The 20,827-nt window shown below is 58.4% G+C and carries 20 protein-coding genes; 7 read left to right on the forward strand and 13 right to left on the reverse strand.

From position 1 onward, the window contains the following. Positions 1-50: 50 nt before the first annotated feature. The 6 genes from AAAX75_RS00970 to AAAX75_RS00995 all read right to left on the reverse strand — a co-directional run bounded on the left by AAAX75_RS00970 (position 51) and on the right by AAAX75_RS00995 (position 6,639). Positions 51-902, reverse strand: coding sequence for a sugar phosphate isomerase/epimerase family protein (locus AAAX75_RS00970; protein ID WP_195503316.1), 852 nt, complete (start codon positions 900-902; stop codon positions 51-53). Position 903: 1 nt separating this feature from the next. Further along, complete coding sequence (locus AAAX75_RS00975) at positions 904-2,487, reverse strand: amidohydrolase family protein (RefSeq protein ID WP_006234362.1); 1,584 nt, start codon at positions 2,485-2,487, stop codon at positions 904-906. Positions 2,488-2,496: 9 nt separating this feature from the next. After that, the gene (locus tag AAAX75_RS00980; protein ID WP_195239145.1) at positions 2,497-3,960 is read right to left on the reverse strand and encodes a putative basic amino acid antiporter YfcC; all 1,464 of its coding nucleotides are present in this window, start codon (positions 3,958-3,960) and stop codon (positions 2,497-2,499) included. 218 nt (positions 3,961-4,178) lie between these two features. Next, positions 4,179-4,922 carry a GntR family transcriptional regulator gene (locus AAAX75_RS00985; RefSeq protein WP_349090813.1) on the reverse strand — a complete coding sequence of 248 codons (744 nt, stop codon included), beginning with the start codon at positions 4,920-4,922 and terminating at the stop codon, positions 4,179-4,181. A gap of 150 nt (positions 4,923-5,072) precedes the next feature. Further along, positions 5,073-5,732, reverse strand: a complete 660-nt coding sequence (locus tag AAAX75_RS00990) for an HAD family phosphatase (protein WP_040358370.1) — start codon at positions 5,730-5,732, stop codon at positions 5,073-5,075. A gap of 64 nt (positions 5,733-5,796) precedes the next feature. Continuing rightward, positions 5,797-6,639, reverse strand: a complete 843-nt coding sequence (locus AAAX75_RS00995; protein ID WP_349090814.1) for a Cof-type HAD-IIB family hydrolase — start codon at positions 6,637-6,639, stop codon at positions 5,797-5,799. 489 nt (positions 6,640-7,128) lie between these two features. On the opposite strand from AAAX75_RS00995, the gene AAAX75_RS01000 reads away from it, so the two are divergent. The 3 genes from AAAX75_RS01000 to AAAX75_RS01010 all read left to right on the forward strand — a co-directional run bounded on the left by AAAX75_RS01000 (position 7,129) and on the right by AAAX75_RS01010 (position 9,997). Then, positions 7,129-8,019 carry a hypothetical protein gene (locus AAAX75_RS01000; RefSeq protein WP_349090815.1) on the forward strand — a complete coding sequence of 297 codons (891 nt, stop codon included), beginning with the start codon at positions 7,129-7,131 and terminating at the stop codon, positions 8,017-8,019. Between the two features lie 63 nt (positions 8,020-8,082). Next, positions 8,083-8,700, forward strand: coding sequence for an ATP-dependent Clp protease proteolytic subunit (locus AAAX75_RS01005; protein ID WP_022094432.1), 618 nt, complete (start codon positions 8,083-8,085; stop codon positions 8,698-8,700). After that, entirely contained in the window at positions 8,693-9,997 is a 1,305-nt protein-coding gene (locus tag AAAX75_RS01010; protein ID WP_349090816.1) for a VirD4-like conjugal transfer protein, CD1115 family, read from the forward strand. Before AAAX75_RS01005 ends, AAAX75_RS01010 begins: the two co-directional genes overlap by 8 nt. A gap of 141 nt (positions 9,998-10,138) precedes the next feature. Here the strand turns inward: AAAX75_RS01010 and pgi are convergent, their stop codons facing one another. Both pgi and AAAX75_RS01020 read right to left on the reverse strand, forming a co-directional pair. After that, positions 10,139-11,833, reverse strand: coding sequence for a glucose-6-phosphate isomerase (gene pgi, locus AAAX75_RS01015; RefSeq protein ID WP_349090817.1), 1,695 nt, complete (start codon positions 11,831-11,833; stop codon positions 10,139-10,141). Between the two features lie 199 nt (positions 11,834-12,032). After that, positions 12,033-12,557, reverse strand: coding sequence for an iron-containing alcohol dehydrogenase (locus AAAX75_RS01020; RefSeq protein ID WP_349090818.1), 525 nt, complete (start codon positions 12,555-12,557; stop codon positions 12,033-12,035). Positions 12,558-12,726: 169 nt separating this feature from the next. Here AAAX75_RS01020 and AAAX75_RS01025 point away from each other — a divergent pair, with 169 nt between their 5' ends. Continuing rightward, entirely contained in the window at positions 12,727-14,298 is a 1,572-nt protein-coding gene (locus AAAX75_RS01025; RefSeq protein WP_349090819.1) for a DNA repair protein, read from the forward strand. Then, positions 14,291-14,716: a hypothetical protein gene (locus tag AAAX75_RS01030; protein ID WP_226812450.1), complete on the forward strand. Its 426-nt coding sequence runs from the start codon at positions 14,291-14,293 to the stop codon at positions 14,714-14,716. The genes AAAX75_RS01025 and AAAX75_RS01030 overlap by 8 nt, the downstream gene beginning before the upstream one ends. A 26-nt stretch (positions 14,717-14,742) precedes the next feature. On the opposite strand, the gene AAAX75_RS01035 is transcribed toward AAAX75_RS01030, so the two are convergent. Beyond that, positions 14,743-15,126 carry a heavy metal-associated domain-containing protein gene (locus AAAX75_RS01035; RefSeq protein ID WP_117770151.1) on the reverse strand — a complete coding sequence of 128 codons (384 nt, stop codon included), beginning with the start codon at positions 15,124-15,126 and terminating at the stop codon, positions 14,743-14,745. Between the two features lie 174 nt (positions 15,127-15,300). Here AAAX75_RS01035 and AAAX75_RS01040 point away from each other — a divergent pair, with 174 nt between their 5' ends. Then, positions 15,301-16,005 carry a DUF3793 family protein gene (locus AAAX75_RS01040; RefSeq protein WP_349090820.1) on the forward strand — a complete coding sequence of 235 codons (705 nt, stop codon included), beginning with the start codon at positions 15,301-15,303 and terminating at the stop codon, positions 16,003-16,005. 45 nt (positions 16,006-16,050) lie between these two features. Beyond that, complete coding sequence (locus AAAX75_RS01045; protein WP_349090821.1) at positions 16,051-16,470, forward strand: flavodoxin; 420 nt, start codon at positions 16,051-16,053, stop codon at positions 16,468-16,470. A gap of 117 nt (positions 16,471-16,587) precedes the next feature. On the opposite strand, the gene AAAX75_RS01050 is transcribed toward AAAX75_RS01045, so the two are convergent. The 4 genes from AAAX75_RS01050 to AAAX75_RS01065 all read right to left on the reverse strand — a co-directional run bounded on the left by AAAX75_RS01050 (position 16,588) and on the right by AAAX75_RS01065 (position 20,707). Continuing rightward, positions 16,588-17,340 carry an amino acid ABC transporter ATP-binding protein gene (locus tag AAAX75_RS01050; RefSeq protein WP_349090822.1) on the reverse strand — a complete coding sequence of 251 codons (753 nt, stop codon included), beginning with the start codon at positions 17,338-17,340 and terminating at the stop codon, positions 16,588-16,590. Positions 17,341-17,352: 12 nt separating this feature from the next. After that, the gene (locus AAAX75_RS01055) at positions 17,353-18,714 is read right to left on the reverse strand and encodes an ABC transporter permease subunit (protein WP_349090823.1); all 1,362 of its coding nucleotides are present in this window, start codon (positions 18,712-18,714) and stop codon (positions 17,353-17,355) included. A 118-nt stretch (positions 18,715-18,832) separates the two neighbouring features. Beyond that, positions 18,833-19,693 (reverse strand): ABC transporter substrate-binding protein, encoded by an 861-nt coding sequence (locus AAAX75_RS01060; RefSeq protein ID WP_152067906.1) that lies wholly within the window; start codon positions 19,691-19,693, stop codon positions 18,833-18,835. 147 nt (positions 19,694-19,840) lie between these two features. Next, positions 19,841-20,707 (reverse strand): deoxyribonuclease IV, encoded by an 867-nt coding sequence (locus tag AAAX75_RS01065; protein ID WP_349090824.1) that lies wholly within the window; start codon positions 20,705-20,707, stop codon positions 19,841-19,843. Between the last annotated feature and the right edge of the window lie 120 nt (positions 20,708-20,827).

Consider the following 20,827-nt stretch of genomic DNA (forward strand, 5'->3'; position numbering starts at 1 on the left):
TCTTGTTTGGCCCGCAATCAATGACGTTGGTTGCGTGGCCGATGGTTGTTTTAGTCAATCAGATATTTCTCGAATGCGGCCATGTTCTTGGCATCTGCCGCCGCCGGGTCATCGTAGTAACGACCGTCCGTGATTTCCTGGCCCAGCATGCCGTCGAAACCATGGGCGTTGAGTGTGGCGACGAAGGCGTCCATATCGTGCTTGCCATCGCCCCACACCAGATGGCCATACGGGTCACCGTCGATAAAGTGCATCTCGTGAATTGCCCCATCACCAAAGGCGGCAAACCAGTCCTCGAGCGTCTCGCCTGCAACGCCCATCGCGGTTGTATCAACCATGGGCTGTAAGTACGGGCTCGCGACCTCGTCAATCATGCGCTTCGCATCGGAAACCGTCGTCACAAGGTTGCTCTCCTCGGGACGCAGGCTTTCCATCGTAAGCACCAGACCGTGCTCGCCGGCATACTCCGCCAGAATGGACAAGTGCTCGCGGCTGCGCTTCCAGGCTTCCTCGCGGTCCTCGTCCCAGTCGCCCCAGCCCGAGTTGATGGACATGCGGTCGCACCCAAGTACCTCGGCAAGCTCAATGCCGTGCTTAAAGTACGCCAGGCTGCGCTGTTCATGCAGCGGTTTGCGTGCGCAGTACTGCCAAGGATAGACAACATTCTCGGGACACAGAGTACGATACCTAAGCCCACGGTCTGCAGCCTTTTTCGCCAGGACCTCAGCCTCAAAGTAGCCCGTGTGGTCGAGCGTCACATGCGGCTCCGCACACCACAGCTCAATGGACTCAAAGCCCAAACGCTGCTGCACATCAAGGAAGTAATCGAGCGACCACATGATGTAGTGGATATTCATGCCCGCAATCTGTTCGCGGTGCAGCGTCGGTTTGGATTCAGACATCTTATGCCTCCTTATTTCGATCGAACACGATTTGTCCGTCCGACATCGTCATGTCAACCGCAAGATCGCGTGCGTCGCGATAATCGAGGTCGAACACATCCCGATCGAGCACGCAGATATCGGCAAGCTTGCCAACCTCGAGCGTACCCAGCTCGTCTTCGCGCATCAGGTCGTACGCGCCCCCGGCAGTCCAAGCGCGCAAGAGCTCGACAAGCGTCAGCGTGTTGACCTCATTCACGGGCAGTCCGTCGGCGAAGAATCCGCCGCACGCGCTGTAGATTGACTCGCCCAGGCTCGGAATCAGCAGCGGCAGATCCGTGCCGCAGCACACTGTGCATCCGGAATCTTCCATGCCGCGGCGATTCCAGCTGTGCAAAAGTCGCGTCTCGCCAATTTGTCGACGCATCATCGACAGGCAATCCTCGCGCCGGTCCAGCGTCAGAATCTGCGGATAGACCTCGCAAATTCCACCTAACTTGCCAAACTCGACAAGATCGGTCGGGTCAGAGTTCTCGAGATCGGTAATCGCATGGCGGCGAAGCATCCGTCCATGCTCGTCTCGAGGCAGCGAGGCATAGAGCGCCACGGTGCGACGAACGGCGCCATCGCCCTGGCAATGCAAGGAATATCGGAAGCCGTCAGCATCAATTGCACGCAGCTCGTTCTCAATCAGATCCCACTCTGGCTCCTCGACGACCGTCTTGCCGGCAGCGCCCGCATCGGCCGTGTCCTCATAGGGATCAATCATCTCGGCAAGCCCCGCCCATACGCCGCGATCGGTCATACGGTTGAAGCCAGAAAAACGAACGAACGGTCCCCGGAAGCGCTCTCGCGCCTCGCGGGCATATGCCAGATTTGCACCGGCACCCACCGGCTGCGACATCATAGAGACACGAACCGTCAGCTCACCAGATTCCTCACGGCGAGCCATTTCGTCGGCAAAGCCGTAGTAGTCATCAAACGCCATCTCCTTGATGGCGGTAACGCCGCGCTCGTTAAGCATGCTCATGTAGTCCGAATACCCGGCACGCACCTCGGGCAGCGCGAGGAAATCGCTCATCATGCGCCAGATCTTCTCGGCATAGCACGCCTGGGGTGTAAAGCCGTATCGCGCACTGGCGGCAGCGTTGAGAACGCAGGTCCCCGCTCCTGGTGTAAAGCAGACGACGGGGATATCGCCAAAACAATCGTCAAACACAGCTGCCGTATTTGCGTTCTCGGCATCCGATGCCAACGTTTCGGGTAGGTTGTGGCCAAAAGCCGCCGCGCAATCCGGATGATCTTCTTTCCATGCGCGCAAGAGCGACACGGCCTCTTTGGCATCGGCGATGCCGGACAGATCAGACCCCAATGTCCGCAGCGCCCAGCCTGTATAGAAGGTATGCACGTCGATCAGGCCAGGCATGACGGTGCGGTCGCCCAGGTCAACTACCTCGTCCGCCTGGGTCAAATACGAAGCTACCTCACACTTGGTGCCAACAGCCTCAATTCGATTGCCACGGACCGCTACGAAACCTTCAAACGGCAGGTCCCCCGTACCGGTAAAGACGCTCTTAGACGTCAGGACCGTCAAACGATCAGACATCACAACCACCTACACCGGAAGCATGCCAGAGATTGCCGTTACAATCACGCCAAAGACGACCATGAAAATGAAGAACTTCCAAATGGTCTTCCACCATTGGCCAAACGAAATCCTAGCCACGGCAAGACCGGCGACCGTCATGCCCGCCACGGGGCTGATGGTGTTGATGGTCTGGTTGGCAAACTGGAGCGCGGTGACGGCTGCCTCGGGATTGAGGCCCATGAGCTCGGTCAGGGGGCCCATAACGGGCATGGTGAGCGCCGCCAGGCCAGAACTCGAGGGAACCAGCAAAGAGAGCAGGCCAAGGACGATATACATAAACGTGGTGTAGACGGCGGCGGGTGCACCGGCAAGCGCGGTAGCGAGCGCCTGGAGGATGGTGTCGATGATCATGCCGCCCTCGGCGATGACCAGAATACCGCGAGCGATACCGATAACGATGGCAGCGTACGCAAAGTCGGCAAGACCCTTAACGAACTCCTCTGCGATCGTCTGCTGGTCAAGGCCGCCCAGGATACCGGCAAGCAAGCCCATGCCAAGGAACACAGCGGAAATCTCATTCATGTACCAGCCCTGGGTAACAAGACCCCAGACGATAATGCCCATACCGCAAGCAAAATCGATAAGCACGAGCTTCTGACGAATAGTGAACTCTTCCTCGATGGAGGCATCGGTCACGGAAAACTCAATACGCTTGAGCTTATCGTCCTCGTACACAATGGACGACTCGGGGTTTTTCTTGACGCGCATGGCGTAGCGCATGGCCCATGCGATACCGACGGCAGTGAAGATAACCCAAGAAACGGCGCGCAGCCACAGTTGCGGATTACCCTCGATGCCAATGATGCCTTGGGCGATCAAAACATTAAACGGGTCGATGGTCGAAGCACAATATCCCAGGTTAGGACCAAGGAAGCAGATGATGAATGCCGTCATCGAGTCATAACCGATACCCATCATGATGGGAATGAAGATGGCATAGAACGGCAGGGCTTCCTCAGACATACCAAACGTAGTGCCGCAAATGGACAGCAATGTCATCGTGATGGGAATGATGAGGATGTCCTTGTTCTTGAGCTTTTTAATCACACGGCTCATGCCGGCATTCAAAGCGTTGGTCTTGGTGATGATCGCGAACGATCCGCCAATCAATAAGACGAACGCAACGACGTCGGCAGCCTCCTGGATGCCCTTGGTGGGCGCTTGCAGGACCGCGAAGATATCCTGACCCAGATTGATGGTCTCGCCGGTCTCGGAATCGGTGTAGTTCTTATCGACCTGTTCATAGGTTCCAGCAACGGCGACTTCACGCTCGCCCGCCGCTGTTGAAATCGTCTTGCGCTGATACTGACCAGAGGGAACGATCCAAGTCAGGACCGCAAAGACAACGATCAGCAAGAACATGATCGTATAGACATGCGGTAATTTGAACTTAAAACGTCTGTTTGTCTTCTTCGCCTTCGTATCTGACATAGATACCTCCAAAGAACTCGAGACTGCATCGCATCTCGCTTCAACGTTTGCACAATGCAAACGTTCTATGACGTCCCATAGATTACCAGCAGCTTTTTCCTTCATCAAGATAATTTCAGACTGATTGCCGCAACGCGGTTGAACGGTTGTGTTCGCGCCGTGAACGGTATGGAAACGCCCGGTGAGATGATCCACCGGGCGTTTCCATTCGCAATGCCCTAGATGTCAAAAACGTAGCGAGACCCAACGATCCGCTGACGACCGATGATAAACGGCCGCCGCTGCTCATCGAAAAAGAAGGCTTCCATATAAAACAAGGGTTCGCCAACGGGGACTGCCAACAGCCGAGCGACCTCGGGCGACGCGCACGCGATCTCGAGCGTGCACGGGTCGGTAAACGCGGGCGTGCGGCCCGTTCGGTTGCGCACGAACTCAAAAATGGATTGGTTAGATAGAGGTGCCGTTGATAGATAGGCGTTGTCCTCGTAAACGTATATGTTGTTCTCGAGTATGACGGGGACTCCATCGGCAGTACGTACACGCTCAACGCAAATCAAATCAGTTCCAACGGGAACACCAAAGAACTGTGCTTCAGTGGAATCCGCCGGCAGTATCTTTCTCGAAATGACGCACGCCCCCGGCTCCATTCCGTTAACGCGGCATGCGTCCGAAAAACTCTGGACGTCATCCTTCTGGCGAATCTTGCGCTTAAGCTTGGGGGCATTGACAAACGTGCCTTTCCCCTGCCGCTTCGTTAGATAGCCCTGCTGGACGAGCTCCTCAATAGCGCGTCGCACGGTAACGCGGCCAACTTTATAGCTCTCAGCCAATTCGAATTCGTTGGGTATCCGCGCGCCCGCCTTGTAGGCACCGGAGTTGATTTCGTTTTTAATGATATCAATAACCTGTTGGTACAGCGGTATCGCTGCTTTACCATCAGTTAGCCCTTCAGTCGGTGGCATATACCCTCTCCCAGCCCAATTAAGTCAAAAGCGGGCTTAAGGGCATTCAACAAGCCCTTAAGCCCGCATTAGCATAAAGTATGCTTGCTGCCGCACCAAAATGTCGGGTATTTACCCATCTGACCCGAAAAACGCGCAACTACCGCGCTCCTAAGAAAGCGTGAGCAGCTCCGGCAGCTGGTCGATAATCTTGTCCGCGGCATCCTGGCTAAAGCCAAAGCGCTCCTCGCGCTTGGCAATAACTGTCAGGCCGGCTCGCTTGCCGGCAGTGATGCCAGGCACCGAATCCTCAACGCAGCAGCAGCGATTCGCGGGCAGCCCCAGCAGGTCCAGCGCATGCAGGTAGATGTCGGGCTCGGGCTTGCTCTCCTTAAACTGCTCGCCGCTCACCACATACTCAAAGGCATCCGACAGCCCGCACGCATTGAGCACTTCCTCGATGCTATCCATGGGAGACGAGCTGGCAAGCGCCACGCGAACGCCACGGCGCGGCAGCTCTCGAATCGTATCCACGGCGCCTGGGTTAATCAAAGCCTGATAGTCGCGCGGACGCTTATGCGCCCACTCGTCCCAACGGATCAACGCTTCCTCGCCAGTTAAATGCCCCTTCCCGGCGCGCTCAAACCAATCGACCAGCATACGCAGGAAGAACTGATGCGAGGTACCAACCTGCCCGTTCAACTCCTCTTGAGTCAGATTAAGCCCAAGCTCCTTGGCAAACGCGGCAGTCTCGCCCAGGTAGTAATACTCGGTATCGACAATGACGCCGTCCATGTCAAAGATAACGGCGTCGAACGGAAATGCGGACACGGCACCCTCCCTAACAAAAGGGCGCCCGCGAGTAGGCGCCCGAACCATGCATTAATCGGCGATTCTAACCCAGTAGCTTATCCAGCGCCACCGCAATACCATCTTCGTTGTTATTGGCGGTCACCATCTTGGCCACGGCCTTAACCTCATCGATGGCGTTTCCCATGGCAACACCGGTACCCGCCCACTCAATCATGGACTTGTCGTTCTGGCCGTCGCCAAACGATACAACCTCACTGGCATCGATGCCGAGCTTGGGCAGGGCACCCTCGAGCGCACGAGCCTTGTCGATACCGGGCGCCGTGTACTCAAAGTACCAGTCGGCCGTAAACATGCCCGAAAGCGTCTGCTTAAAGGGCGCATACATCTCCTCGTAATGCGCCTGCAGGTATGCCGGGTCGCCTGCCGTCAGCAGCTTGTCTACGGGATAAGTGTCCACGACCTCATGCAAGCTCTCGACCTCGCGGATCTTAAGGTCGCAGGCATCGCGCTCGTATTTGACGATATTCTTCTGCGAGCCGTCCGGCAGTGTAATCATGCAGCGATACGAGTCCTCTACATGCAGGTCACGCCCGAGCGAGATCATGGGGATCACATCATAGTTTTGCAGATGATCAATCAGACGGTGCAGCTCGTCAGCCGGCATGGCCTGGTCAAAAAGAACCTCATCGGTCTGAGCGTCGACCACATGCGCGCCATTGAAAGCGACTAGCAGACCATCATGGTTTTGAAGGTCGAGCTCCTGCGCCAGAGCATGTAGTCCCCATGCGGGACGGCCAGAAGCCAAAATGAGCTTAATGCCCGACTCCTGCGCCGCGAGCAGCTTTTCGCGTGTACGCGGGCTGATCACCTTCTGATCGTTGGTAAGCGTACCATCGATATCCATTGCGATGGCTTTAATTGCCATATGTGCCTCCTTGCATCGTTTTTATCGCGCACTATCTTATCCGAGCCGGGGCACGTTCGCACGGCGCGCGTATGACGGTTGCAAAACCACCCCATTTGAAACAAAGACAAAAAAGTACTTGCAAAGACGCGTTCCGACATATAAGTTGATAAAAGACCGCCGTTGCGGTTTTAAGTAGATCGAGCATATGAAGTTTGAGTTTTAGCGTGTAAGAGAAGGAAGATCGGCAAAGTACAACCCCAAACGCAATGACAACTTAATGAGGTAACTGCCACATGTGAGGCACCCAGGGCATTGCTGTCTCGATTTTGAGCACGATGCCTTCCGCCTTGCATGGGCCGTTCCATCCCGCCCCTGCAGCAACTGCCTCACGGGCTCATTGAAAACCGCATAGCACCCCAACGTCAGCACATCACCCACGGCAAGCACATCACTCACGACAACCAACACATCAACAAACAGCACGAACATCAACCGATTGGAGAAGCTATGACAAACCACCACGCTGAAGACGGCGATAAGAAAAGCATTCTGGATGCCCGCATTGAGCGAGCATATGCAAACGAATATGACGCCGCCTTTGCCGCCGCGACCATCAAGAACTACGCGTCGCTACCGCTCGCGACGATCTTGGCCGATCACCCTCAACTGCTGAAGCGCTGCACAAAGATCATGGGCGACCCCGACATTCGCAAGCTGACAGACCCCTATGCCCCAAAACGCGACAACGATTCGCACGTTCTTACCGTAGGCTGCCTAGCCCATATGCTTACGGCGCTCGACACGAAACTCAAGCTCGAATGGGAACCCGACGAGCGTCATGAACTCGAAAGCAAGCGGAACACCCTGCGCACCGCACTGTTCCTTCCGTTGGACGGCCTCAAGCGCTGCAACGTCAAGCTCAATACACAGGCGCGGCAAAAGCCCGGGACCACGGGGCAGAAAACTCCTAGACCCCATGTGGCCATCGTCGACCGCAACCGATATAACCGCATGACCGCGCACTTTTCTGCCGAGGGAGCAGCCATAAGGACGCTGATCGACCTGCTGTGCCTCCTGAGCATCAACGAGCTATTTGAGGGCTATCTCGCCCTTGTTCCCGCGACGGCACCCAAGTCGGTAGCAAAGATCATCGAGACCTGCAGACGCCAGTTTGAGCGCCATCGCAATGGCAGCGAGATGAACGCCAGCATCGCGCAGTACTACGCGGCTCATTACAAAAATGACGGATGTGCCCCTGTCGAGCATCAGCTGCGGCTCGCCTACACCACGCCCGCCGCAACGCTCTATCGCTTTGGAGCCCTTGGCGCTTGCGAGCCGCACGAACAGGCAGCCTGCCCCACAACCGAGCTCGATCTCAGGCTCGGACGAACCCTGTAGCTCGCCAGCCCCTCCGCGGGCAACAATCCTATCCCACAACACAACCAACAGAAAGGAGTCCTCATGGACACCAACCATTCCCCCATCATCAGCCCCCTCACCATGCGTGAATCCGCCCGAGGCATCACGCTCACCAGCATTTACGATGAGATGCTCGCCCGTCGCGAGCTCTCCGTCATGGGAAACATCGAAACCCCGATGGCCCACGACCTATGCCAGCAAATCCGCCTGCTCGATGCCACCGACCCCAGCCGCCCCATCACCATATTTGTCGCCAGCGCCGGCGGAAGCGTGCGATCGGGTCTTGCGATCTATGACGCCATGCGCCTCGCATCGTGCCCCATCCGCACCGTCTGCCTGGAATTCGCCGCGTCCATGGGCGCCGTGATCTTTATGGGCGGCGACGATCGCCGTATGGCGCCCCATGCAGAGCTCATGATTCACGACCCGCTGATCCCCCAGGGGGCAGGCGGCTCGGCACTTGCGCTGCAGGAAACCAGCCGGCGTCTCATGCAGACCCGCAAGACCCTCACGCAAATCCTCTCGGACCGCAGCGGCCTCACGCCCAAGCGCATCCAGTCCCTCACTGCAAAAGACACCTACCTTTCGGCCGAGCGCGCCGTCGAGCTCGGCTTTGCCCACGAAATCCTCTCGACCACCAAGGAGGTCGCCCATGTCTAACCTCGCCAGCCGCCTCGCCGCATCTGAGTCCGCATCGTCCACCATCCTCGCCAAGGATCGAACGCTTTCCTGCGACACCCGCCAAACGGGACTCAACAACAACGCACTTGTGATCGGCCCCTCGGGAGCCGGCAAGACCCGAAACGTCCTCAAGCCCAACCTGCTGCAAATGAACGCAAGCTACATCGTGCTCGACACCAAAGGCACGCTCTGTCGCGAAGTGGGACCCGTGCTGGCAGCCCACGGCTACCGCGTGCAATGTCTCAACTTCGCCGACCTCAACACCGTCCCGGCCCTTGCGCCCGGCATCGAGCGCTGCGGCTACAACCCCCTGAGGCACATTCGCCGCAAGGCGGACGGCAGGCCCAACCAGCAGGACATCCTCTCGGTGGCAAAGGCCATCTGCCTCATCGAGGACAACAACCAGCCTTTTTGGGATCATGCGGCGGCAAACCTGCTGTCGTGTCTTATCGCCTACGTCACCGAACAGCTACCCGCCGACGAGCAGACGATCAGCTCGGTCATCAAGCTGATCGAGCACCTGCAGGACGGTGCCACGGGTCGATTGTTTGACGACCTGATCACGATCGACCCCCAAAGCTATGCTCTCTCGCTATGGCGGCGCTACGCCATTACGCAAAATGCCGAGCGCATGCACGCGAGCATCGTCGGCATCCTTGCCGAAAAGGTCATGTGTCTGGGATTCGACGGTGCGGCACAGCTCTATCGTGAGTGCCATCAGGTGGACTTCGCTTCCATGGGACACACCCCCTGCGCCCTATTTGTAACCGTGAGCGATATTGACCGCAATCTCGATCCGCTGACCGGCCTCTTTATTTCGCAGGCGTTTATGGGCCTCATTCGTGAGGCCGATAGGCAGCCCGACGGCAGCCTGCCCGTGCCCGTGCGCTTTATGCTCGATGACTTCGCAAATCTGCAAATCCCCCAGATCGACAACGTGCTCTCGATTATCCGAAGCCGCAACATCTGGGCAACGCTGCTGCTGCAGTCGACCAACCAGCTCGATGCGCTCTATGGCGAGGCACGCGCACGCTCCATCATGGGCAACTGCGACACGCATCTGGTGCTGGCGTTCCAGGATCCCGAGAGTGCCCGGGTATTTTCCGACCGCGCCGACGCGCTGCCCAGCACGCTCATGGCGACGCCGATCGATCGCTCGTGGCTCTTTGTACGCGGTCGCACTCCCGAACAGGTCGAGCGCTTTAGGCTCGAAGACCATCCGCTCTATGGGGAGCTGCCCGAGGCGCAGCGAGGCCATGCGGAGGCCAAGATCTAGGCGCAGGGTTCTCGCAGCGCGCGGCGCCCCGGCGATGTTCCACAAAGGCCGTGCGCCCCGGGACCACGGCAAAGCAAAGGGGCCCGCATCCGATAGGATACGGGCCCCTGACTATAAGGCGCGATGCGTTAACAGCAGCGGCTACTTACGGTGAGCGCGGTAGAACTCGATAAGCGCCTGGGTCGAAGCGTCCTGCTCGGCCTTGGCGGCGTCGTCGTGGAAGGCCGGGGTAATCTGCTTGGCAAGCTGCTTGCCCAGCTCAACGCCCCACTGGTCGTAGGAGTCGATGCCCCAGACCGTGCCCTCGACAAACGTGATGTGCTCGTACAGTGCGATGAGCTCGCCGAGTGCGAACGGGGTCAGCGTGTCGCCAAAGATCGAGGTCGTCGGACGGTTGCCCTCAAAGCAGCGGGCCGGGACGATCTGCTCGGGCGTACCCTCGGCGCGCACCTCATCGGCCGTCTTACCAAAGGCAAGCGCCTTGGTCTGGGCCAGGAAGTTGCCCAGGAACAGCTCGTGCACGTCCTGACCGCTGTCGGTCGCAGGGTTGGCGGTATTGGCGAAAGCGATAAAGTCGGCCGGGACCACCACGGTGCCCTGGTGCAGCAGCTGGTAGAAGGCGTGCTGACCGTTGGTGCCGGGCTCGCCCCAGAAGATCTCACCGGTATCGGAGGTCACAGCGCTGCCGTCCCAGCGGACATGCTTGCCGTTGGACTCCATGGTGAGCTGCTGCAGGTAGGCCGGGAAACGGTGCAGATACTGGCAGTACGGAAGCACGGCGTGGCTCTTGGAACCGAAGAAGTTGACGTACCAGACGTTGAGCAGGCCCATCAGCGCGACGGCATTGTTCTCGAGCGGCGTGTTGCAGAAGTACTCGTCGATGGCGTGGAAGCCCTCGAGGAACTGCTGGAAGCGCTCGGGACCGAGCACGACGATCAGCGACAGGCCCACGGCAGAGTCGACGGAGTAGCGGCCGCCGACCCAATTCCAGAAACCAAAAGCGTTAGCGGGGTCGATGCCGAAGGCCTCGACCTTCTCGAGTGCGGTGGAAACAGCGACGAAGTGCTTGGCCACGGCCTCGGCGTTCTGCTCATCGGAGCCGTCGATGGCGCCCTGAGCCTTGAGCTGCTCGAGCATCCAGGTCTTGGCCTCGCGAGCGTTAGTGAGGGTCTCGAGCGTGGTGAAAGTCTTGGAGACGATAATCACGAGCGTGGTCTCGGGATCCAGGCCCTTGAGCTTCTCGGCCTGGTCGTTGGGGTCGATGTTGGAGATGTAGCGGCAGTCGATACCGGCGTCGGCGTAGGGACGCAGAGCCTCGTAGGCCATGACCGGGCCCAGATCGGAGCCGCCGATGCCGATGGACACCAGGTGCTCGATCTTCTTGCCGGTAACGCCCTTCCACTCACCGGAGCGCACGCGCTCGGCGAAGGCATACATGCGATCGAGGACCTCGTGCACGTCGGCGACGACGTCCTGGCCGTCGACGATGAGCTGGCCTTTCTCGCTTGCCGGACGGCGCAGCGCGGTGTGCAGGACGGCGCGGTCCTCGGTGGTGTTGATGTGCTCGCCGGAGAACATGGCGTCGCGGCGCTCCTCGAGTTTCACCTCGCGGGCAAGATCGCACAGCAGCTTGACGGTCTCGTCGGTCACCAGGTTCTTGGATAGGTCGAAGTGCAGGTCACCGGCGTCAAAGCTCAGCTTGTTCACGCGCTCGGCATCGGCGGCGAACCAGGCCTTGAGGTCGATACCATCGGCCTCAAGCTTCTCCTGATGAGCCTCGAGTGCCTTCCAAGCGGCAGTCGACGTAGCATCGATAGGTGCGGCAACAGTTGCCATAGAGTCCTCCTCAGCATACGGGCGCACGCCTCCATGCGCCCGGACATTCAGATGCCACTATTCTAGCGCAGGTCAAGACTACAATCAGCGAGCGTTGCCAATCGGCCCCCAAACGGCAACCGACCAAATAGGGACAGGTTTATTTTGGCAGGTCAAACGCTTTACCAATCAAAAATAACCCGTCTTTTTATGCCAAATATTAGGCCGCGGCACACACGCTGCCGAGCAACTCGCGCAGAGGAGACCCAATGCCCTCAAGCAATTCGGGAGCGATAATGGCAAAAACGGGAACCTCACCGGTGCCCACGACAGCAGGCGCCTTGCCCTCCGAGAGAATGCATCCATAAGGGACAAAACCGTCTTCGCCGGCATCGAGCGCCGCCATGCGACGCGCGAGCTCGCGCGCAAAGCCAGCAGTATCGGCATCGCCAATCGCCAGGACAAAGTCCACGCCTTCGTCGGTCGCCAGGGCCACGGCTTCGTCGATCAGTTCGTCTCCCCCGTCGCCCCCAACCGAGCCGCAGCGGAAAAGTACGCGCTCGAGTAGGGCTCGATCAAGCGAGCCAAGTGCCGCCGAGACAAGCTCATCGCGCGTATGCTTGTCACCGCCCAACACGACCAGCGCCTTGGTGCCACCGTAGTGAGCGACCAATCGTCCGCACCAGCGAGCCACGTCTCCATCCACAACAAGGCGCGTCGGCATACCAAACCCGTAATTGACCATCTTTCCCACAACCCTTCCGTGCACATAGGCGGTATCAATCGTTAGGCTCATGCTACGAAGCAAGCTTTTCCGAGCTGTTTCGCACTCTTTAGAGCTGCGTTAAAACCCAATCCAACCGCACGACCATACCTACCAAAACAAACCAGTCCCTTTTTGACAGGTTTTGACGATGTCCGGACGAGCGGGTATTATCGAACAGATATTCGATAAGAACATGTGTTTGATGGGAGGACGCGTGGGGCACGAGCGTCACACCTATATCTGCATCGACCTCAAGACGTTTTACGCTAGCGTCGAGTGCGTCGACCGCGGACTCAACCCGCTCACCACCAACCTGGTCGTTGCCGACGAATCGCGCGGGCGCACGACCATCTGCCTCGCCATCACACAGGCCATGAAGGACTTAGGGATTCACAATCGCTGCCGTCTGTTTGAGATTCCCGACGGCATCGACTACATCAAAGCCGTACCGCGCATGCAGCACTACATGGAAGTGTCGGCGCAAATCTACGGCATCTATCTGGAATACGTGAGCCCGCAAGACATTCACGTCTATTCAATCGACGAATGCTTTATCGACGTGACGCCCTATCTAGACCTCTACCATACCAATGCCAAAGGCTTTGCCTGCACGCTGCGCGACGAGGTCTTGAGGCGCACGGGCATCACGGCAACGGTCGGCATCGGCCCCAACCTATTCCAGGCCAAGGTAGCGCTCGATATCACCGCCAAGCACGTACCCAGCCGCATCGGCATACTCGACGACGAGACCTTTCGCAAAGAGATCTGGCCCCATCGTCCCATCACCGATATCTGGGGCATCGGCCCCGGCGTGGCAGCACGACTCGAAAAGTATGGCGTCTACGACCTGATGGGTGTCGCCGCACTCGACGAGAACCTGCTTTACGACGAGCTCGGCGTCAATGCCGAATATCTCATCGACCACGCCTTTGGGCGCGAACCGACAACCATCGCCGATATCCAAGCCTATCGCCCGCAAGCAACTTCGACCACCACAGGACAGGTGCTCTCGAAGGGTTATGCCTACGAGCAGGCCTACACCGTCTTGCGCGAGATGGTCGACAACGCCGTGTTGGACTTGGTCGATAAGCACGTGGTGTGCGACAGCATCTCGCTCTTTGTAGGCTACGCGAGCGAGCGCGCCGACATACGCCGCCTCGACGCCAGCGGCACAGCGCAATATGTAGACGGATGCGGGCATTTGCGTTCGAGCACGTCGAGCATCGAACCCGCCGCAACCGCCGGCCCCGAGCTCGCACCCCGTGCGCCCAAGCCCGTCCAGCGAGATGGCGAACGGCGCCGCCTGGTGCGCGAGGCGCAGGCAATCGATGGCATCTTTGTGGGAGAGCATGGCGGCAAACCGCGCGGTGGCTATGCCGCACTCTTTGCGCACTCCAACGCTTCGCGCAAGCTGCCCGAGCGCACCAATTCGTTTAAGAAGATCATGGGCTATTTCGATGAGCTTTGGGCGCAGACCGTCGATCCCAAACGACCGGTCAAGCGCATCAACCTGGGATTTGGCAATCTGGTACCCGAAGAATTTGCCACCATCGATCTGTTCAGCGATATCGAGGCGGATGAGCGCGAGCGCGACTTGGCGCGCGCCGTGTTGGCCGTAAAAGGCAAATACGGCAAGAACGCCCTGGTCAAAGGATTGAGTTTTACCGCCGGCGCCACCGCACGCGAACGCAACGACCAAGTTGGAGGACACCGTGCCTAAACCCAAACAACAGCCCGTGCGCCCGCCGACCGCCTTCGAGCGCCTGGCGGACCCCGAGGGCAGACGCCGCGCCGCCGACCCCAAGCTCACTGCCAACGGTGCCGTGCGCGCCAACCGCGCCGCACAGTTTATGCCCTTTGCCGCCCTCACGGGATACTACGAACTCGTGCGCAAGCAGGAAATCACCGTCGAACCAAAATGCGAACTCACGGAAGAAAAAGCCCTCGAGCTTTCAAAAAAGCTCGAGGGCCTCAAACGTGGCGACTTGGTGCGCGTCACCTATTACGATACGTACGGCTATCGTAGCCGCACCGGCATTCTCGACGAAGTGCTTCCCGCGTTCAAGCTGCTCAAACTCAGGGATATCGCCATCGACTTCGACGATATCCAAGACATTGAGCTACGCGGACGAGCCTAGCCAAGGAAGCGCATCCAGGGCGGCGCTTACAGCGTCATGACGTAGTAGCCCGCGTCTTTCACGGCCGTCTCGAGGACACCACGATCAACCGGCTGTTTAGAGCGCACACGTGCCGTGTGATCCGCATACGTCACCGTTGCCCACACGCCATCCAGCGCATTCAGGGCATTGGCCACGTTCTGAGCGCAGCCGTCACAGCTCATGCCGCCGATGAGCAGCTCATCGCTATAGGGATAGTGCGATGCATCGGTATCCACCACAACAACCTTTTTGGTTTTCTTGCCGCTCGTACCATCGCTGCAACAACTCTTCCCGTGTGTCGAAGCGGCAATGCGACGCAGTCCAAAAAACATGCCGACGGCAATGACGGCCAGCACGATGAGATTCGCAGGGTTGAGCAAGTCGCTCATGCGTTCCCCTTTCAAGTAGCCCTATCTAGATACCCCCATGGAGTGTCCCCATCTTAACCCAAAATCATGTCGGTTCGGTCAATTAGTTTCCCTATTCAAACTTTTTTGTTGACCATGGCTTACTTTCGTGTATAAGTTTTCCTAGGCTAACAGTTTAGATCCGTAAGGAGCGCCGTGACCCGAACCATAGACATTCCAACGTTTCAGGCAGCGATCGTGCGTAACTGCTCTCCCACGCTCGCGGGCATCAAGCCGGCATCGCTCTTTACCTATCCAGGCACCTACGCCCACGGGGACGGCTCGACCGCAACCGAAACCATCACAGAACGCCGAGCACGCCTGCTCAACGTTATCGCCCAGTGCAATCGCGAGCTTGACCCGTTCGGTATCCACCTGAGTGTTTTGGTCTGGCGGCCCTGCGGAGCGCTCGTGTATATGTACCGAGCCAAAAGCCTCACCACCTATTTCGCAGACCCTCGCGCCCAAACGGCGCTCGCCTCGGAAGGCTACGACACGAGAGACCTTTCGACATGCCTTGTGCATTTGGCATCACGCATCACGCTCGCGAGCAATAACGTCGCGGAATGCGCCTGTAGCCAGACTCGATGCGCACTACCCCAGCAAACTAGCTGCAGCAACGACTGCACCTGCGAGTTTCCGCACGAAATAGGCTACTTCCTTGGATACCCCTACGACGACGTACACGAGTTTATCGTCCAGCGCGGCGAGAACTACAAGGTCTTTGGGGCCTGGAAGGTCTACGAAAATGTCGAGCAAGCGCTTGCGACGTTTGATGCCTACCGTGCCTGCACCCAATACCTCATCCTTGTCTATCAGCAGGGCTGCAGCCTGGCGCAACTTGCCCAGGCAACCCGATAGAACGTACAAGCTGCGGCCAGCGCCGCACGACCGAAAGGACAAAACATGAGCAAGATCACCGTCGTCTATTGGAGCGGCACGGGCAATACCGAGGCCATGGCAAACTTTGTCGCCGAAGGCGCCACGTCCGCGGGCGCCGAGGCCGAAGTCATCCCCTGCGCCGACTTCTCTGCCGACAAGGCCGCCGACTATGATGCCTTCGCCTTCGGCTGCCCCGCCATGGGCTCCGAGGAGCTTGAATACGATGAGTTCCAGCCGATGTGGAACGAGGTCAAGGAGACTCTCGGCGACAAGAAGGTCGTCCTCTTTGGCTCTTATTCGTGGGCCGAGGGCGAATGGATGGACAACTGGAAGGCGGACGCCGACGAGGCGGGTGTTAACGTCGTCGATTCCGTCATCTGCTACGACGCCCCCGACGATGAGGGCGAGGCGGCCTGCCGCGCCCTTGGAGCCGAGCTCGCCTAGCGGCAATGAGCTCCGCCCGTAACGCGCTCTGCACCAAAACACATTCGCGTCCCAACAAAAACGGGAGCCGGATCACATCCGGCTCCCGTTTTCTGCTATGTCAGTCATATAAAGCGGCTACGAGATATTGCCCAAGAACGCCTTGGTGCGTTCGCTCTTGGGATGGTCGAAGACCTCGCTCGGCGTACCCTCTTCCACAATGACGCCACCGTCCATAAAGACGACGCGGTCGGCGACATCGCGGGCAAAGCCCATCTCGTGCGTCACGACGATCATGGTCATACCGTCGTGCGCCAGGTCGCGCATGACGCCCAGGACGTCGCGCACGAGCTCAGGGTCGAGCGCCGAGGTGGCCTCGTCAAAGAGCATGACGTGCGGATTCATCGACAGGGCGCGGGCAATGGCCACGCGCTGCTGCTGGCCGCCCGAGAGCTGGCTCGGCATAAAGTCGATACGCTCGGCAAGACCGACCTTGGTCAGCTCCTCGACGGCAATCTTCTCGGCCTCTTCCTTGCTGCGCTTGAGCACCTTTTGCTGCGCAAGCATGACGTTCTTTTTGACTGAGAGGTGCGGGAACAGGTTGAACTGCTGAAAGACCATGCCCAGGTGCGTGCGTACCTTATTGAGGTCGACGCCCTTGGCGCACACGTCCACACCCTCGACGATAATCGAGCCGCTCGTGGGATGTTCCAGACGATTGATGCAGCGAAGCATCGTCGACTTGCCCGAGCCCGAGGGACCCAAGACCACAACGACCTCACCCTTGCGCACATCCAGATCGATATCGCGCAGGACCACGTTGTCGCCAAAGGCCTTCTGGAGGTTCTTGATGCTGACGACGACCTCGTTCGAGTTATTGGTTTCGCTCATGATAGGACCTCCTTACAGACCGGCGATGTGATCGGCGGGCGTCGCGACAACCTGTCCGGCGCTCTTGGCGGGACGCTTCTTCTTGGTCTCGGCCGTGCCCAAAAGCCTCGCCTCAAGACCGCTCACCAAGCGAGCGAGCGGCAGGGTGATGACCAGATAGAACAGGGCGGCAACCACGTACGGTGTAATGGAGCCCGTCGTGGCCACGATGGTGCGGGCATTCATGACGATCTCGACCACGCCCACGGCCGCAAGCAGGGACGTATCCTTGTAAAGCAAGATAAACTCGCTGGTCAGCGTAGGCAAAACATTGCGGAACGTCTGCGGAATCATAACGTAGAGCAGCGTCTGGAAGGCATTCATGCCCAGAGAGCGAGCAGCCTCGTTTTGGCCCTTGGGGATCGATTGAATACCGGCGCGGAAGATCTCACACAGATAGGCAGACGAATTCATGGCCATGACGATGACGCCGAGCACGTAGTCATCAACCTTGACGCCGGCCAACGGCAGACCGAAGAACGCGATATAGATCTGCAGGAACGCCGGCGTACCGCGAATGATATTCACGTAGATGCCGGCGAGGCAGCGCAGGATGCGCGACTTGGAGATGCGCATGAGCGACAGGGCGAAACCGAAGGGAATTGCCAGCGGAAACGCCACAAGCACGATCGAAAGCGACATGAGGAAGCCCTTGAAGACGATCGGCAGGCTCTGGACCAAAATGACCGGGTTCAGGAACAGGCGCAGGAACATATTGGAGTTCCATGCCTCGACCCACGGCTGCTCTTTAAGGTCGGCTAGGAAGTTATCGAAGGCCGTCACGCCCTTGATCTCCACCGACGGAATCTTGGAGATCTTCTTGGTCGAGCCATCGGCCAAAGTGTAGGTGCCGCTAAAGGCCTCATCGCCGCCCTCGACGGGGAAGGTCACGCCGTAAACCTCGACACGGAAAAAGCCGCCGGCAGGCGCCGTCTCGCCAAAATCAATCTTGAGCGTCTGGCCGTCAGCCTTGCACGTGGGCTTCATGGGCGTACGATCCATGAGGTCCTCGCCCGAGAGCATCGTCAATCGCGTGTCATCGGTACCAAACGTCGTGCCGTCGACAAACGTCAGCGAAAGACCGCTCAGCTCCTCATCGGCATCGGCCTGGACCTCCCAGGTAATGCGCGTCTCGGTACCGCCGACCACAGCGCTGCCCGAACCGGTGTTGGGTCGGGCGGTAATCTTTGCGGTCTCAAGCGCCTGAGCGGTCGTGGGCGCATATGCCCCCACACACACCAGCGCGAGCGCCACGGCCATGACGCAGACTAGCTTTTGGAGCAAGGCGGGCAGTGGAAAACGCTGCTCCACGGCCCCTTTGTTCAGTCGAGACAAGGTGGCTCCTATCGTAGAAGTTGCCGGCAAAACGAGACGGAAATGCTCTCCGTCAAGAGAAGCGCAAAGGCCCTCTCCGCCAAAGCGGAAAGGGCCCGCGAGCAATCAAGTAGCTATTTTACTTGATGTTGTACTTAGCCATGAGGGCGTCAACGGTACCGTCGTCGGTCAGGTCCTTGATGGCCTGGTTGATGTCGTCCTTGAGCTTGGTGTTGCCCTGGTTGATGGCGATGGCGTACTCCTCGCCGGTGCTGATCTGCTTAATGGTCTGGCAGGTGTTGAACTGCTCGGCGGTCAGCTGGCTGGCAACGGAGCGGTTGGTGACTACGGCGTCGCCCTTATCGGACTGCAGGGCGCTGAAGCACTCGGTGGCGTCCTTGTAGGGGACAATCTTGGCCTTGGGGAAGTTCTCCTGGGCAAAGGACTCGGCGGTCGAGCCAGACTGGACGATGATGGTAGCATCGGCGTTGTTGAGCTTCTCGCTGTAGTTGTCGGCCGTGATGTCGGTGTTATCGACCTTGGTCACGATAGCCTGATCGTCCATGTAGTAGGAATCGGAGAAAGTAACTTCCTTCTCACGCTCGGGCGTGTCGGTGATAGCCGCGATGGAAACGTCATATTTGGCGCCCGAAGCGACGCCCGGAACCAGCGTGTCAAAGTCATTGTTGACATACTCGACATCCAGGCCCAGCTTGTCGCCGATAGCCTTGATGAGCTCAAGGTCAAAGCCCTGATAATCGCCGTTGTCATCCTTGTACTCAAACGGAGCGTACTCGGCAGAGGTGCCGACGGTCAGCGTACCGTCCTTGACGAGCGCGTACTCCTTGGAGCCGTCGACCTTCTCGACCTTAGCGTCGTCAGAGCTGCTGGAACCGGCATTAGAACCAGAGGTGGCGTTGGACGAGCCGCAGCCCGTCAGAGCGAGGGCGAGCGCCATAGCACCCGTGGCGGCAAATGCGCCAAGCTTCTTCAGCTTCATAATCAGTCTCCTTCCAATGACCCCACGTGATTCAGAGGTCTGCAAAAACTGAGGGTTATTATGCACCCGCTTGGAAGAATCTGCAATTAGAAAACTGATTGAAACAAACCTATAACGTGAATGGAGCGTCCCACTTTATGGCAGCCATTACTGCTGCAATGACCTTAACAGTTTGATTTCGGCCGCATAACCTGCAAGTTCGTTCGGTGTCTCCAAAATGAATGGCAATGCGCGCAAGCGGCCATTCGATACAATATTCTGCATAACCTGCATACCGCCACCAAATTCCTCGCTGCCAAGGTATCCCTTGCCGATGCACTCGTGACGATCTTTATGGGCGCCACAAGGGTTCTTCGAATCGTTGATGTGTACGGCATGCAAGCGATCGATACCCACCACGCGGTCGAACTCGTCGAGTACGCCGTCCAGATCATGGATGATGTCGTAGCCGGCATCGCTCACATGGCAGGTGTCCAAACAAACGCCCAGCTTATCGGACAGCTCTGGGCACTTGGCGGCAACGCCCTCGATAATGCACGCCAGTTCTTCAAAGCTACGGCCCACCTCGGTGCCCTTGCCTGCCATGGTCTCAAGCAATACCGTCGTCTGCTGTCCCTCAAACATCACCTGGCACAGCGTGTCGACAATCATCTGAATGCCGACGTCTGCCCCCTGTCCCACATGCGCACCGGGATGAAAATTGTAGTAGTTGCCGGGCAGTGCTTCCATGCGCTGCAGATCCTCGGCCATGGCCTCCAGGGCAAACTCGCGCGCTCGCTCCTTAGCGGAGCAGGGGTTATAGGTATACGGGGCATGCGCCACCAGCGGTCCAAAGTCGTTTTGCGCCATAAGCTCGCGCAGAGCCGCCACGTCATCCATGTCAAGATCTTTTGCCTTGCCACCGCGCGGGTTGCGCGTAAAGAACGCAAAGGTATTGGCGCCAATGGACAGCGCCGTCTCCCCCATCGCCCGATAGCCCTTCGTCGTCGAAAGATGACACCCGATCGTCAGCATCTCCAACTCCCCCTCATCAGTTGCGGTGAAATACGGTCTATTGGTGCCCTATTTTGGCGCAAACAGACCGTATTCCACCGCAAGTTATAAAAGGGGCATCAGAGATGTGGGCCGCCAGGC

The sequence above is a fragment of the Collinsella sp. CLA-ER-H7 genome (assembly GCF_040092345.1).
Lineage (GTDB): Bacteria > Actinomycetota > Coriobacteriia > Coriobacteriales > Coriobacteriaceae > Collinsella.